Below are 13,242 nucleotides of genomic sequence, written 5' to 3'. Positions count from 1 at the left end.
TTTGTGCTCTGGGCCACCTCCTGACGAATCGCACTCAGCCCGCCACCCATTCTTCGAAGCGCTGCGATATCTCTCTGATATCGCCTCCGAAATTCTCGATGTCTTGCTCGAAGGTATGCGCGTAATTCTCCGGAGAGGTCGGCATGCGTTTCGCATCGTCCGTCGAAGTGAACTCATTGGCCGCGGGATTGAGCGGTCCGTAGTCCGCTTCGGTCACGAAGCCGGCAAGCGGTTTTGCGCTTACGGCAAATTCGACGAATTTCTTGGCGTTCTCCACGTTTGGCGTGCCCTTGGCCACCACCCAATATGCACGCTCGATCTGACCCTGGTTCCAGGTCATGCCAACAGGCGCACCGGCGTCCTCGGCCTCATAGTAGCGGCCGTGCCAGATGCCGATGAGATCCACTTCGCCATCGCGCAGGATTTGGGTGGATTGAGCGCCGGCGGTCCACCAGACCCGGATATGCTCCTTGATCTTGTCCAGTGAGGCGAAAGCCCTGTCGATGTCGAGGGGGTAGAGTTCCTTGACCGGAACGCCGTCGGCGAGAAGCGCCAGCGGCAACACGCGCGCAGGGTAGCGTTGCAGCGAGCGCGCTCCTGGGAAGCGCTCCACGTCCCAGAATTCGGCCCAGTTACGCGGACCACCATTGGGGAACTTGTCCTTGCGATAGCCGATGACCGTCGCGAATGCGTGCGACGCTACCCCATTGTGGAACAGCGCACCCTCGTAAGGAGCCTTTGTCAGTTCCTCGATGATGGCGGCCTCCTCAGCACGGAGGAGTTCGCCAGCACCGAGGGTGGTGACATCGAACTCATATGTGCCGGTCCTTACCTGCTGTGCAAGTTTGGCGAATGAAACCGGAGATACGGTTCTGATCTCAACCCCCGTCGCGGCTTTGAAGGGAGCGAAAATGTGCTTCTTCGCAGCCTCCTCCCAGGGGCCGCCCCAGGTGTTAATGTAAAGAACGTTTCCCTGAGCGCGCGCGACATAGGGTGCGGCGAGCGTGGACGCGAAGACCGCGCCGCCAGCCTTGAGTAGGGTGCGGCGAGTAAGAGCCGGGAGCGTTCGAGATCCAGGATTCCGTCCGTTCATGTCAGCTTCTCCTCTCCCGTGTTCCTAAAAGTGGCTTCGTAGAGGCGAAGCCAGTTGAGGTGGGTGATTTTCGCGACCTCTTCTTCCGAGAAGCCCACTGCGCGCAGGCCGGTCGGAATGACCTGTATGTCTTCGACGGTCTGGAACCAATCTGGCGGTGGTGCCTTGTCCGGGCGCGCCGCAGAGCCTGCACCATAATCGATATTGCGTGTCCAGCGTCCCTGACGCATCCAGGCGTAGTCCGGTGGGGTGAAGTTGTGGCTGCGATCGGTGCCGATAGCGACGGAATCGATGCCGGCGATATCGACCGTACGGGCGACCATACCGCACCAGGCTTCAATCGATTTGCAGAACTCGTCGCCGGTGATATTGCGGTAGGCGGCGCAGCCGATGACGCCGCCGGTCTGGCGCAGCGCCTTCAGCACCTCGTTGGACTTGTTGCGCTTGTGGTCGAACAGGGAGCGAGCGTTGGCGTGAGTGACTGCAATCGGCTTCTCCGAGACCTCGATCGCATCAAGGGTTGTGCGGTCGCCTACATGACTGCAATCGACCAGGATTCCGGCCCGGTTCATCTCGCGCACGACTTCCTTGCCGAAGCGGGCGAGACCGGAATCCTCTGCCTCGTAGCAGCTGCCGCCGAGTTCGTTCTGGTTGTTGTAGGTGAGCTGCACAACCCGCACGCCTAGCTCGGCAAAGAGCTCGACGAAGCGAATTCGCCCTTCAAAGAGATTCGCGTTCTGGAAGCCCAGAATGACGGCTATCTTACCTACGCCACCGATGCTCTTGACCGCTGCGGCTGTCGTGGCGATCTCCGCAATGTCAGCGTTCTCCCGCACGAGGTCCCGCCATTTAGTGAGGGATTCGAGCGATTCCACCGCGCCTTCCCAGAAGCCGCAGGTGACGACCACACCGCCCACGCCAGCTCGTTTGAGAGATGTGAAAGCCTGGCGATCGAAATGTCCGCACTGCAGTCCGTCGATAATCATGATGGAGCCCCTTCTTCTTCAACACGGCCGATCTTGGGCGAGGTGAGGAAACTGATATCCGTTTCGTCGTCATTATCCCGGCGGCCGATGACCGAGCCGTCGTCATTCACGATGAGCGGGCCGGCATGGCGCCGCGAGACGACGCTGTCGGGCGTCAATGCCTTCTGAGCCAGGTGGTAGATCCGCCACCAGAGTTCTGCGTCTATCTGCGCACCGCTCTGCAGGAGCTCCCAAAGTAGTGGCTCGTCGCGCCTCAGTTCGCCGAAAAGCGGGTGCAATGAAGCCACGAGCAGCGGTTCTTCGTCTGCTGTGAGGCTCGCGCGTAGGCCGCATCGCGCAGCAAGTGGCACCGCGACCTGCAGCTCGTCCGGATCGAGGACATTACGCACGATGATGTGCACGGTGTCCAAGCGCTGGGCAAGCTCACCGAGAAGATCGACGAGGCTGTACGCGACGAACCAGGCGTGCTGCCCTCCGGCATCTAGCTCTAGCCGGCTGTTCTGCTCCGAGAGAATTTCGATGCGTGCGGGGTCGGCTTGCTTCAGTTGCTCGAAGCGCTCGTCCAGCAGGGCGAAGCCACCGAGGCCGAGCTTCTGCGAATACATCACTATGTCCTGCATAGCGAGGAAGAAGGCCTTCGGCAGGCCGGTGAGTGAAAAGATGCGTTCCGTCATCATCCGCATCTCGCGTGGCATGACACGCAGCATCCGTTGCGTCTGCTCCGTCTGCATCAGTGCGGCTCCGCTGGATAGGCCCAATAATCCGCCTTGCCGGCTCGGATCTCGTCCGGCGTCGGCGCTCCGTGGTAGAGTACGCCGCGCAAGTTGCGGCGCAGGAAATCGCGCGTCTTATCAATGCCATGGATGCCGACATTCATGAGGCGCACGAGGTCGATCGGGGTGAATTCTTCTGCGTTTATGTTTGCCATAGGCGTGTGATAGGGGAGATCTCTAAGGGTCTGAAGGCGGGCGACGAGATAGCGGTGACCCGGATGCTTCAATAGGAATCGGGCAACGGAGAGATCCTGAGCCTCGCGACCGAGGTCGGCCAACAGGGCCTGGACGCCCCCGCAAATGTCGAGCCCGAGGTCAAACGCTTCCGGGACTTCCTCCCGTGCGCCGCGGCGCGGCTCCTCGGCAGTCTCGGACTTGTACCAGACGTATTTATAGGCCTCGGGCGTGGACATATCGATGTCGAGCGCCCATTGGTACTTGTCACGGATGAGCGCCATTAAGCCTGCAACCCTTTCGCCCGGCGCGACATTCACCTCGTCTGGGCCGCCGATGGAGGGCAGGAGCGCGTCCGTTTCGTCCGGCACGAGCTCCATCAGGAGCGAGAGATAGGTCTCGACGGATTCGGGTCTCAGCGATTTTTCAAAATGCTGGGCTAGAGCGTCGAGCGGATAGGTGCAGATCTGCCCATTCACTCGTCCGGTTTCCCGGAGTTCGACAAGGGCGCCTGCTACTTTCTCGAGATCATCGGCCACGTCGGCGCTCGAGGTGAACGTCTCGTAGACCATGCGGTCCTGCCGGCGGAAGATGATGGCGCGCCGGATCATGGAGTTTAGCTTATCGATGCGGGCATCTTCTTTCGCCAGCTGCAGGCCGCGCGCTGTGGCGATTGCCTCCTCGCGGGCGGCGATGAAGCTGCTGATGAGCTGAGGGTGCTTGTGGATGAAGAAGATGAGACCGAGCGCTGATCCGTTGCCGACACCGAGATAGCGGCGGATCGCCGGATCGAGCGGCACTGCCTTGGGCGAGGCAAGGCGAGCGAGATGTTCGACCAGATCGCAGGAATATTCCCGCATCAGATAGGCGGTGAGCAGCTGGGCCTCCAGCGGCCGTCCCAGCGCGTGGTCGGGGCCGAGCGAAGGGAATGAACGCGTGCCGAAGGTGCCGTTGCCGTCAAGACCCGTATTGCGCATCAGGTAGCAGACCTGCGCCAACTCATTGATAGAAGGCTGCCTTCCTTCGGCAAGGGCTGCGTATGTCTGATCGAAGACGCGCATCGAGCGATTCGAGCGGCACCAGACGAGAGCATTGGGCGTGGCACGGCCGCGATAGAGCTTCGGCAGCTCCTCGCGAGCCGATTGGATGTCGGCTTCAGTTGCTGGACCTTCATTGAGGGTGCCCATCATATCCCAGGCCTGACCGATGATGCGGCCGGTGCGCGCCTTGCGGCTGGGCGGGCGCGAAAAGGCGATGAAGCTGAACTCCTGGTGCGGTGCCTTGATGGAATAGACCACGGTGCCTGTCGCGGTCTCGTCCACATCAAAGCGTTCAATGGAAATCTCCCACCGCTCGCGCACCATCTTATTCATGAGAGCACGAGTGATGCTGATCCGGCTCGGCTGGAACGCCGCCAGCTTCTCAGGACGCATCAGCTCGTCCCCGGGCCGGGGCCTCGGCCGCGCCTCTTCAATTTGTATTTGGTGCAAGACGGACATGCCTGCTATCGCTCTCCCTGCTGCAGTTTGGTTACCTTCTCCGCTGCCCGGATCAGCGCATCGCGCACCCCTTCCAGATTGAAGCGGGTTTCCGGCATCACCAGCGAAAGCGTCGCATTGCACTTACCGTGGACGTCGAAGACAGGGGCGGCGATCGCGCGCACGCCAACCTGGGTATAGCCACTGGAAAGCGCGTAGCCTGCTGCGCGCGCAGCAGCGAGAATCTCCTCCGAGGCGAGCGTTTCGCCGCTTTCCTTGAGCCGCCTCAGGGTGATCTCGTCAGCAAAGGCGGTCAGGACACGGCCGGAGGCGGATCCTTCAAGCGACATGGTCGTGCCGATCTTCTGTTCCGCGCGCAGCACACTCTCGGACTCAACGCGCGAAATAATGCAGGGGAGGCCGCGTTCGAGCACCGCGAGCGAGGCAGTCTCCTTCACCTCATGCACCAGTTCCTGCAGCACCGGCTGTACGCGGGAGCCGAGATTGGCCTGCTCGAGTGCCGCGGCCGCGAGCCGGCAGACATGCATAGAAAGCCGGTAGCGGCCCTGCTCGTCCTGCTCGATCCAGCCTGCCTCAATTAGCGTGAGAAGGCGCTGGTAAGCGGTCGGCCGGGAAATATCCATAGCCTTGGCGATCTCCGGCAACCGCATGCTGTGGGAGCTGTCGGCAAATAGATCGAGCACGGCGAGTGTCTTCAGCACCGTGCTCAGCGGGCGAACACCGCCTTCTTCCTGTATTCTATTTGAATATGATGTATGCATTTCAGATACATGCTTTGCGGTTTTGTTGGACGTGTCAATGGCGTCCGCTTAAAATTTTCAACGGACAGTCGCAGTCAAAGCCTAGTCAGGTGGGAAAGGCTGGATTTGCTCTCGCTTGCGCTGGGGAGCGGGCGGTCGAACTTCAGACGCATGGATGGCTGTATATCTATGTGCCATCGTGCTGCCCCTGGCGAAGTGATCACATATATACAGGCAGTAAATGTCCAAGGCAGGCGATTCACCCGCGTTGGTATCGGATGATCTTCATGCCGGTTTCAACATCGGTGCACGCATGCGCGCGATGCGATCCGCTGCAGGCTTGTCGCAGCGGGCGGGTGTGCGCCATGCGCAGATTTCGAACGTGGAGAAGAACAAGATCAGCCCTTCCATGGCCACGCTGCGGAGGGTCCTCAGCGGACTTGGCGTAGGCCTGGCGGACTTCTTCGAGCCAGAGCGCCAGTTCCCGGCCGGCCCCTTCTTCTGTGCAGACGAACTGATTGATCTAACGTCGAAGGTGGCAATGAGCGCGATTGGTGACGGCAGCGCCAGGTGGGGACCCGATAATTCTGGATATGGCCCTCAGCGTCGTGGCGCGCGCCAAGATCCGCAATGCCGCCAAGAAGGGCGCGGCCATTCCGCCAACCTGGGCCACGGACAAAGAAGGCAAGCCGACCACTGATCCCAACGCCGCGCTCGATGGTTTTCTGCTGCCGATTGGTGGGCATAAAGGTTATGGCCTCGCCCTGATCGTCGATTTGTTCGCTGGCCTTCTATCCGGTGCGGCGTACCTCACTCACGTGAAGTCTTGGGTCGATGCGCCCGATGAGCCGCAGAACCTCGGGCACTTCTTCATTCTAATCACCACCCGTGCGTTGGGCCCGCAGAACTGGCTTGCGGAGCGTATGAACGACTTCGCAGACATTCTGCACTCCACCCCGGCGGCCGATCCCGCAGCCCCAGTTTTCGCCCCCGGCGAGATCGAGATGCGAAACCTCGCACGCCAGCAGCGTGATGGAACTGCAATCGATCCCGATATGCTCTCGAAACTAGAGGCCTATGCAGCTCGCACCGTGTGAAATTGATGCTAACAGCGTTGCTATCCTGCTTCTGCAGGATGTATCGCTAATAAATGAAGTATTGTGCTAGCGAAGACATTCAGTAGGTACTGGTTTGTTGCGCTCATAACGGGATCGTTTGGACGGGCCTCGTGTCGAGCGTCCGCACTTCGAGCACGAGCAATGGGTTTAGCTATCGCAGGTCAAGTGTCGGTGGTTTCAGGTCCCCGCAACCAACCACACAAAAAAGCCCCTGAACGCCACAAACGTCAGGGGCTTTTTGCTGTTCGCAGCAGGGACAAAGGCCGCAAACGGCCCGGCTCACGCTAAAGGCTTCCGATCACGCCGACAGCTTGCGGTACCAGCCCAGGTCGACCCGAACCGCCCCGGCATCGACCGGCCGCGACCACGCCGACGCCGCACACAGAAGATTGAGCCGCTCGAGCGGATTGGTCGAATGCAGCTTGGTCCGGTGCGGAGCCGGAAAGCTCATATAGGCCAGCACATCTGTCTCGGCCTCATCCATCAGGGCTGACAGCTTCGGCAGCTTGGGACGCAGTTGATCGGCCACTTGCCGCCACTGCTGTCGAGCCGCCTCGGGCGTGTTCTGGGCAAAAGCCGTGGCCATGTAGGCCGATACCACCCGCCGGCCGTTCTTGCCCGCATGCGCCAGGGCACTCCTCATGAAGTGCACCGGCACCTCTGCCAGGTGGCACAGAGCACTTTGGACACGGCGGTCTTGATCCCCTCATGAGCATCCGAGATCACTAGTTTCACGCCGCGCAGGCCGCGCCGGGTGAGGTTGCGCAGAAACGCGGTCCAGAAGGGTTCCGCCTCCGAGGGGCCGATGTCCAGGCCCAGCATCTCGCGCCGGCCATCGCTGTTGACGCCCACCTCCACAATGCCCGCTACGAGCGCGGGGCGATGATCCTGACCTCGAACCGCGGATTTGCGGAATGGGGCGAGGTGTTCGGCGATCCTGTGGTGGCCACGGCCCTGCTGGATCGGCTTCTGCATCATGCGGTGGTGATCCAGATCGAGGGCTCAAGTTACCGTCTGCGGCAGCACGCCGAATTGATGCCCGAGCATGTACGCTCGAAGGCGCTGATTACGCCGCCCGATCCGGCGCCGGTGCTGCGCCGTCGAGGCCGACCTCCGAAAAATGGTCCGATGCCCCTGGGGACGTAGCCGGCACAAGTGGGGAAATTTACTTCGGCGCTTCTGGGGACGATTCAAACGGCATTGACACCTCCTGGATTACGGCGGCCAGCGCCTTCTCGGCCATGCGGCGCGGCTCGAGAAAGCCCGGAAAGTACGAGCCGGTGCGCAGCTTGGGGATGCGCAGTTCCACCGTGCCGGCACGGGTGTGCCAGTCGCGCTCGCGGTAGTCGTTGCGCTGGGCCAGGCGCTCGGGGCTCCTCTCGCCATAGCCAGCACCCGTGAGGGCGCCGACCTCCAGCTCCATCAGGCGTTCGGCCGCAAAGCTGATCATCTCGCGCAGCAGATCGGCGTCCGGGGTTTTCTCGATGAGGCCCTTGAGGTCCATCATGGGATTGGTCATCGGGGGTTCTCTCGGTTGCGGGTGGATGTCGCAACCCAACCCTACCCGGAAATCGCCGATGACCACCCGCCCAGCGCCCGGCCCGCTACGGCGCGACCGAGGGCGCGCGGGCCAACCGCTGGGCTCCCGTCGAGCTACACCACGTACCGGGACCTATCCCCGCCGTTGTTGCGCTCGACCCTAAAGTGGAGGCGGATGTTCGGTCGAGTCATTCTTGCCATCACTGCTCGTGACGGATGAAGGCGCAAATTGTGCTGGGGCGGGCTGCATTGGTGACGGAACCCGTTCATCTGCCGAGGATTGAAGCCGTTCGAGCGACACCCATCCAACGCACGTCCTCAAGATCGGAGCCAAGTAGGCGCGGTCACCCTGAATTTCGACAATCCGGCATGGATAAGCGCGTCGATCTCCTAAAGGTCGGTAGACCACTGTGACACCGGGGCGGATCTGATCCCCTCCGCTTCCAGATCCGATCTCTCGCGCTCCGTCACCTCCCAGATCCTGTGTGCAGGTAGATGACGAACCATTCCTGATCCGATCCAGGGTAGCAATGACTACACGGGCCTGCGCACGGTAACGGTCTGTCACCACCCGCATCAGCGGCCCCTGCTCCCGGCCTGGGTACCAGGAAACGCCTCCAATCTTGGCAAGCTCCTCGGCAACGATTTCGACTTCCTCATCGGTCATGATGGTAGGCTCTTTGAAGGCGACAACGGTCTACTGACATGCTTGCGGAAGAGGATTTCTTCGCGTGCCGATTTGCGGGATGCGACCCGCATTACGCATGGTGTTGCTGTTTGAGCTTCCCCTACGGTTTAGATCCATCGGTCCGCCGTTGAGCCGGTTCGCTCACGCTCAATTAAGTTCCTTATTGATCCTTACCAAACTCTGGCAAAATCTTGCCCCCACTTTGGAGTTAAGTGAAGGACCAGTGCCAGTTCTGCTTGGTATCAAAAGGATTACGTATTCTCCCGCAGTATTCCTCCGACATGACCTTCGCTGCTCAATGAGCCAGAAGGACGACGCATCAAAATAAAGATACACATTTGGAGGGAACGTGCCGCAAGAGAGCAATAGGTTCAGGGGGCGTAACGCACCAGTCGCTCAACCTCGAAAGTATTCCACTACCACATCGTCGATGATGAGAGAGGTTCTACACACCCTCGGCAACATCGACTTCCAGCAAGAATTCGAACTGAGCAGGCTGGAAGCAAGAAATACAGATCAGAACCTCAAGAAGGACATCAGGCGCAAGCTTGTTGCGCGGCATCGTGAGAGGCGGGAGCCCTATGTGGAGCTTCTGACCGTCTTGCGCCAGCAGCAGCACCGCCTCGCTCTCGCAGCTTGAGGCGGCGAGCTTACCCTCATCCAGATGGATGAGAGTTCACGTTCCCGGCCCTCCATTCTGCCCCACGGAGACCGGTCCTTGAAGCGCCCTACACGGGCGCTTCTTTTTTGAGCCCGCAGAGGGAAGGCAACCGACAAAAGCCCTCAATGCAGCCCTGGCTACGGTTGATCAAGCAGCCTGAACCAAGCATAGGTCGTGTCGGCCAGAGGACGTTGAACAATGCGCGATTTGAATGGAAAGCAGTTTGTGTCCGCGATGGTGCGGAACGGGTTCACCAAGGACGAGCGGCTCCTCAATGCCTTCAGGCACCCGGACGTGCCAGAGCCACTGTTCATGACCATGACAATCCAGGCTGAGGGCTATCGGGGAGCCCTCAAGTCTGCGCTTGAGAGCCTTCAGAAAGCTCGGGCCGCAAAGGTTCGTCCATAGCAGACATATGGGCCGACACCGTTGTTGCCGCTACGCTCGCCGCCCGAATACTGCACCCAGCATCCTTCCCAGCCCACGCGTCTCTTCGTCTCCCTTTTCTGGCTCTGGTGCCGTCTCTTGCTCAGGTTGCCGGCCGGTAGCGGGCTCCATCGCAAGCTGCGGGTCGGATGGTGGCCCAGCGACATGCTCTGGTTCTGCCTCAAATTCCTTCTCGACTTGAGGCATCACTTCAATACGACCGGAAAAGTCCCGTCGGGGCTCGTACAAGATGTAGTCTTTGTATCCCGGCCTGAAGGGCTGCTCTCTATCGTAAATGATATCAGAAGTAACAGCGACCACGAACATTCGCCCGACTTCAGTTGCCACTTCCACCCGTGTCACGACACCTTCAACGAAGCTCTTCGTCTGACCTGGAGGATGATAATGGACGCGAACTTGATCGCCGACAGCGATCTCGGTGGCAGATGAATCAGGCATTCACAAAGGCCCTTGAACTTGGCGACAGATGCTCGGTTGCCCACATGGCAGCTTGGGTGCGATTGGCGGCACCGATCTTGCGCAGTACCGCTTTGACGTGAACTTTCACAGTCGCCTCCGCAACATCGAGCTTGCGGGCGATGATCTTGTTAGGGTCTCCACCCATCAGGCACTTCAGAACTTCCGCCTCGCGGGCTGACAGCTTATGGGTCCTCAGATCGAGCGGTTTTGCTTCTGCCCTTGTGCCGTCTTGCGGCTCCAGCACCAGCCCCTTCGCCATTCTGCCGAGCAGGGTGCGCATCGTCTCCGAGGGCAGCACAGTCTCACCAAGCATAACCAATTCAAGTGATTTGATCAGAATCTCCCGGTCGGCTCCATTAAGGCAGACGCCATCCACGCCAGCCTCAAGCCCGAGGCGCACCAAGCTGGGATCCGCCTGATCGGTCAGAGCCACCACCCGAGCCTCTGGGAAGCTTTGCTTCGCCAGCAGCACGGCCTCAAACCATGTTTTCGTGACGTTCTGAGCCGCTTCAAAGATAACGAGGACAGGCCTCTTGTGCTCTTTGGGTAGGATCAGGCTTGGGCCTTGGTGTCCTTCAGCCACCCCAAAGGTCGTCCCTGCAAGGATTTGCCGAAGTCCTGTGCGCAGCAGCGGATTATCGCAGGCCAGAACAGTGAGCACTACCGATCTGGAGGCTTGGTCTGACGCCTCGGCTTGAGGCAAGCGTGTGGCGGCAAAGTCGATCTTCTCTGCGGTCATTCATGCCCCCTTGTTCTGTTAAAGGTTGGGAAAGCGCAAGCAGTCTTGGTAGGCACCGTCCGTCACAGAGCAGGCATTGGCAAGTAAGCCGATGGTCGTACTAGGCGCCCCACGACGTGCAACAGTCACAAGCTTGGCCTAACGCCAATGAAGGTGCAGTTCTGATCCAAATATTTGTTCAGGTGCTTGCCTTAGCCGTTCCTCGAATGCTCTGGTGACGAACGTCACCCGCACACTACGCTTCAGACAATGCATGAAATAGCCGCAGCACCCTCTTTCATCCTGGCACCCCAAATCAAATCTATCTCCTGCCTTATGGGCGGGTATTCCTTCCTCTTGCGGACGGGTGGGTGACTGCTTGAGATAGCAATGCAAGCATGCCTCGTCTGTCGGATATGCAAATCAACATGCGCCTTTAGGAGATTGTACATAGTTACGTGTCCACAGCACCGTCAAGCTTGACCATTATTGCCGAGCAGCACCGGCCTGTGATCAACCGCTCTTGTATGTATGGGGCAGGAGGTGCTCAAAGGTACGGCGGGTGGTTTCGGAGCACTCGCACGCTGCTTCCCGCCTAATTCTTCCTCGCCTGGACGAGGTAGATTGATACCGTTGTCTCACCCAAAGCCTTGCAAGCTTCCAGTCGGTGCAGGCCCTCAACAAGAACAAAGCGCTTGTCATCGGCTCGCACGAGGATGGGGGCCTCCTGACCCTTGATGAGGATACTCTCCGCGAGGGCTTCAACTTTCCCCGGATCCAGTGTCTGGCGCCGTTTCACCGGCACATAGACATCTTGGATAGCAACTGTCTGTCTCTTCAATATCGTCTGCTGCTCCCGTGATTAAACAGAGTGTCGGCCACAACGCGGCCGGGAGCAACTCAAGAACATTGGCCTAGACGCTACCATAGGCGCCCGCCCTGCCGGAAACCTGCGCTGATTTTTCCCATACGCAATGCTCCCTCTGGCCCGCCTCAATGGGTGTTAAAATATCGAAGGTTGGAGTAAGGTCCGCCCCTGGCCCCGCCCGGTGTTACCTCGCAACAATACCGCTCCCGGGGCCTCGGTGCTGGCCGAGTCGTCAATCCCCTCGAGGCGATGCGAGCGACCTTCGAAGGTGATCCGGTCGGCCAGCGCCACCTCTTCTTCATGAGATGAGCAAGCGCACCAGCCCAAGCCCTCTCGTTATATCCAGGCGAGGATCCCCACGTCTCGCAGCTGGTCGAGCTCAGTTACCGACTTTACCTTACCCCTTTACGTTACTTCAGGAATGCATGACCACGCTCCTGTTTCGAGAGTTTCGTAGGGGTTAGAAATGCGGAGGATTCAACGGGAGCAGCACCGCATGAACGAGACTGAATTCAATGGACACAGCAGCCCATTTCCGTCCTGGGGACCGCTCTTGACGGTGATTGTGATAGCTATCGTTGGCTACGCCATGTACCGCCTCGCGCGCGGCCTCTGATGCCGGCTCCAGGTTGCCTTTCGAGCAGAAACGCCTACCTAGCCTGCGGGCGCTTCGGCTTGCCGTAGGATAGGTCCGATAGCCCCCGCTTCAGCCTATCCCTCCGGCTTGCTGAAGGTGCTCCCACTTCAGAAATCCTGATATTCCTGCCGACGCTTAACCTGCGCGATGGCTCTGAGCGCCTCGGGCGCTCGCCTGAGGGCCGTCAGATCCNGTCGCAGCATGATCTGGGTTCAAACACCGGGAACGGATCAATCTACGGAGGAATGCATGCATCTCATCAGGATTGCAGCTATGGCCGGAGCAGTCGTGGCCGGAGCCTTCTTGTCTCAAGGCAGCGCAACGGCCTCGCCCCTCGTGGCAGGCACGATGGCGTCTGCGAAAACCGGCGATAGCCTTGTCAGCAAAGCCTGGCACTATGGCCGCCCTCACTACCGCCCCCGCCGTTACTACGGCAGGCGGCATCGGGGCTACCGTCCTCGGGTGGTCTGCCGGATCCAATATCGGACTGTGCGAACCGCCTACGGTCGCCTTGTCCGCCGTCCTGTTGAGGTTTGCCGCCGTCGCTACTGACGCGAACGGTTCATCACCAAGTGAGACCTTCCAAGCGCAATGCAAGAAAAGAGGGCCTGCAGGTGTGGCTTCAGGAAACCCGCAGGCCCTCCTCCGGCCGATGTCTTAGGAGAGCATAGCCGTATCTAACGCTGCGCTTCTTTCCAGTCGCTGTCGATTGGCTCTGATCTTCCCTCGATTAAGTGGACACCGGTTAGCTCGCTGTCCGCTCTGCTTGCTCGGGCGTGAGATACCCGAGCGCCGAGTGAATGCGCTGCCGATTGTAGTAGCCCTCGATGTAGACGAACAGA

The 13,242-nt window shown here is 59.8% G+C and carries 12 protein-coding genes and 3 pseudogenes; 4 read left to right on the top strand and 11 right to left on the bottom strand.

Annotated features, from left to right (window positions below; genetic code table 11):
* Positions 1–34: 34 nt before the first annotated feature.
* The 5 genes from ACFOYU_RS04900 to ACFOYU_RS04880 all read right to left on the bottom strand — a co-directional run bounded on the left by ACFOYU_RS04900 (position 35) and on the right by ACFOYU_RS04880 (position 5,226).
* Positions 35–1,093, bottom strand: coding sequence for an ABC transporter substrate-binding protein (locus ACFOYU_RS04900; RefSeq protein WP_377032674.1), 1,059 nt, complete (start codon positions 1,091–1,093; stop codon positions 35–37).
* The gene (locus ACFOYU_RS04895) at positions 1,090–2,079 is read right to left on the bottom strand and encodes a dipeptidase (protein ID WP_377032673.1); all 990 of its coding nucleotides are present in this window, start codon (positions 2,077–2,079) and stop codon (positions 1,090–1,092) included. The genes ACFOYU_RS04900 and ACFOYU_RS04895 overlap by 4 nt, the downstream gene beginning before the upstream one ends.
* Complete coding sequence (locus tag ACFOYU_RS04890) at positions 2,076–2,810, bottom strand: hypothetical protein (RefSeq protein ID WP_377032672.1); 735 nt, start codon at positions 2,808–2,810, stop codon at positions 2,076–2,078. The genes ACFOYU_RS04895 and ACFOYU_RS04890 overlap by 4 nt, the downstream gene beginning before the upstream one ends.
* A complete protein-coding gene (locus tag ACFOYU_RS04885; protein WP_377032671.1) occupies positions 2,810–4,459 on the bottom strand; it encodes a hypothetical protein in 1,650 nt (549 codons plus the stop codon). The genes ACFOYU_RS04890 and ACFOYU_RS04885 overlap by 1 nt, the downstream gene beginning before the upstream one ends.
* A gap of 71 nt (positions 4,460–4,530) precedes the next feature.
* Positions 4,531–5,226, bottom strand: a complete 696-nt coding sequence (locus ACFOYU_RS04880; protein ID WP_377032670.1) for an IclR family transcriptional regulator — start codon at positions 5,224–5,226, stop codon at positions 4,531–4,533.
* A 280-nt stretch (positions 5,227–5,506) separates the two neighbouring features.
* Here ACFOYU_RS04880 and ACFOYU_RS04875 point away from each other — a divergent pair, with 280 nt between their 5' ends.
* Both ACFOYU_RS04875 and ACFOYU_RS04870 read left to right on the top strand, forming a co-directional pair.
* Positions 5,507–5,965, top strand: a complete 459-nt coding sequence (locus ACFOYU_RS04875) for a helix-turn-helix domain-containing protein (RefSeq protein ID WP_377032669.1) — start codon at positions 5,507–5,509, stop codon at positions 5,963–5,965.
* Positions 5,859–6,362: an Ldh family oxidoreductase gene (locus tag ACFOYU_RS04870; RefSeq protein ID WP_377032668.1), complete on the top strand. Its 504-nt coding sequence runs from the start codon at positions 5,859–5,861 to the stop codon at positions 6,360–6,362. Before ACFOYU_RS04875 ends, ACFOYU_RS04870 begins: the two co-directional genes overlap by 107 nt.
* A 409-nt stretch (positions 6,363–6,771) precedes the next feature.
* On the opposite strand, the pseudogene ACFOYU_RS04865 reads toward ACFOYU_RS04870, so the two are convergent.
* Positions 6,772–7,259: pseudogene (locus ACFOYU_RS04865) on the bottom strand (transposase); the annotation flags it as partial.
* Between ACFOYU_RS04865 and ACFOYU_RS04860 the strand changes: the two are divergent.
* A pseudogene (locus ACFOYU_RS04860) lies at positions 7,236–7,529 on the top strand (ATP-binding protein); the annotation flags it as partial. The pseudogenes ACFOYU_RS04865 and ACFOYU_RS04860 overlap by 24 nt on opposite strands.
* Positions 7,530–7,586: 57 nt before the next feature.
* On the opposite strand, the pseudogene ACFOYU_RS04855 reads toward ACFOYU_RS04860, so the two are convergent.
* Positions 7,587–7,902 (bottom strand): annotated as a pseudogene (locus tag ACFOYU_RS04855) (transposase); the annotation flags it as partial.
* Positions 7,903–9,040: 1,138 nt separating this feature from the next.
* On the opposite strand from ACFOYU_RS04855, the gene ACFOYU_RS04850 reads away from it, so the two are divergent.
* Positions 9,041–9,250, top strand: a complete 210-nt coding sequence (locus ACFOYU_RS04850) for a hypothetical protein (protein WP_377032667.1) — start codon at positions 9,041–9,043, stop codon at positions 9,248–9,250.
* A 459-nt stretch (positions 9,251–9,709) separates the two neighbouring features.
* Here the strand turns inward: ACFOYU_RS04850 and ACFOYU_RS04845 are convergent, their stop codons facing one another.
* The 4 genes from ACFOYU_RS04845 to ACFOYU_RS04830 form a co-directional block, all read right to left on the bottom strand.
* Positions 9,710–10,156 (bottom strand): hypothetical protein, encoded by a 447-nt coding sequence (locus ACFOYU_RS04845; RefSeq protein ID WP_377032666.1) that lies wholly within the window; start codon positions 10,154–10,156, stop codon positions 9,710–9,712.
* Entirely contained in the window at positions 10,149–10,916 is a 768-nt protein-coding gene (locus tag ACFOYU_RS04840; protein WP_377032665.1) for a LuxR C-terminal-related transcriptional regulator, read from the bottom strand. Before ACFOYU_RS04840 ends, ACFOYU_RS04845 begins: the two co-directional genes overlap by 8 nt.
* A gap of 574 nt (positions 10,917–11,490) precedes the next feature.
* A complete protein-coding gene (locus tag ACFOYU_RS04835; RefSeq protein WP_377032697.1) occupies positions 11,491–11,694 on the bottom strand; it encodes a ParB N-terminal domain-containing protein in 204 nt (67 codons plus the stop codon).
* A 1,451-nt stretch (positions 11,695–13,145) separates the two neighbouring features.
* Positions 13,146–13,242, bottom strand: a 97-nt coding sequence (locus tag ACFOYU_RS04830; RefSeq protein ID WP_377032696.1) for an IS3 family transposase, incomplete at its 5' end; no start/stop codon positions are given.

The sequence above is a fragment of the Microvirga sp. GCM10011540 genome (assembly GCF_042650665.1).
Lineage (GTDB): Bacteria > Pseudomonadota > Alphaproteobacteria > Rhizobiales > Beijerinckiaceae > Microvirga > Microvirga lenta.
The sequence above is the reverse complement of the archived record's forward strand: the minus strand, read 5'-3'. Positions and strand labels throughout refer to the sequence as shown.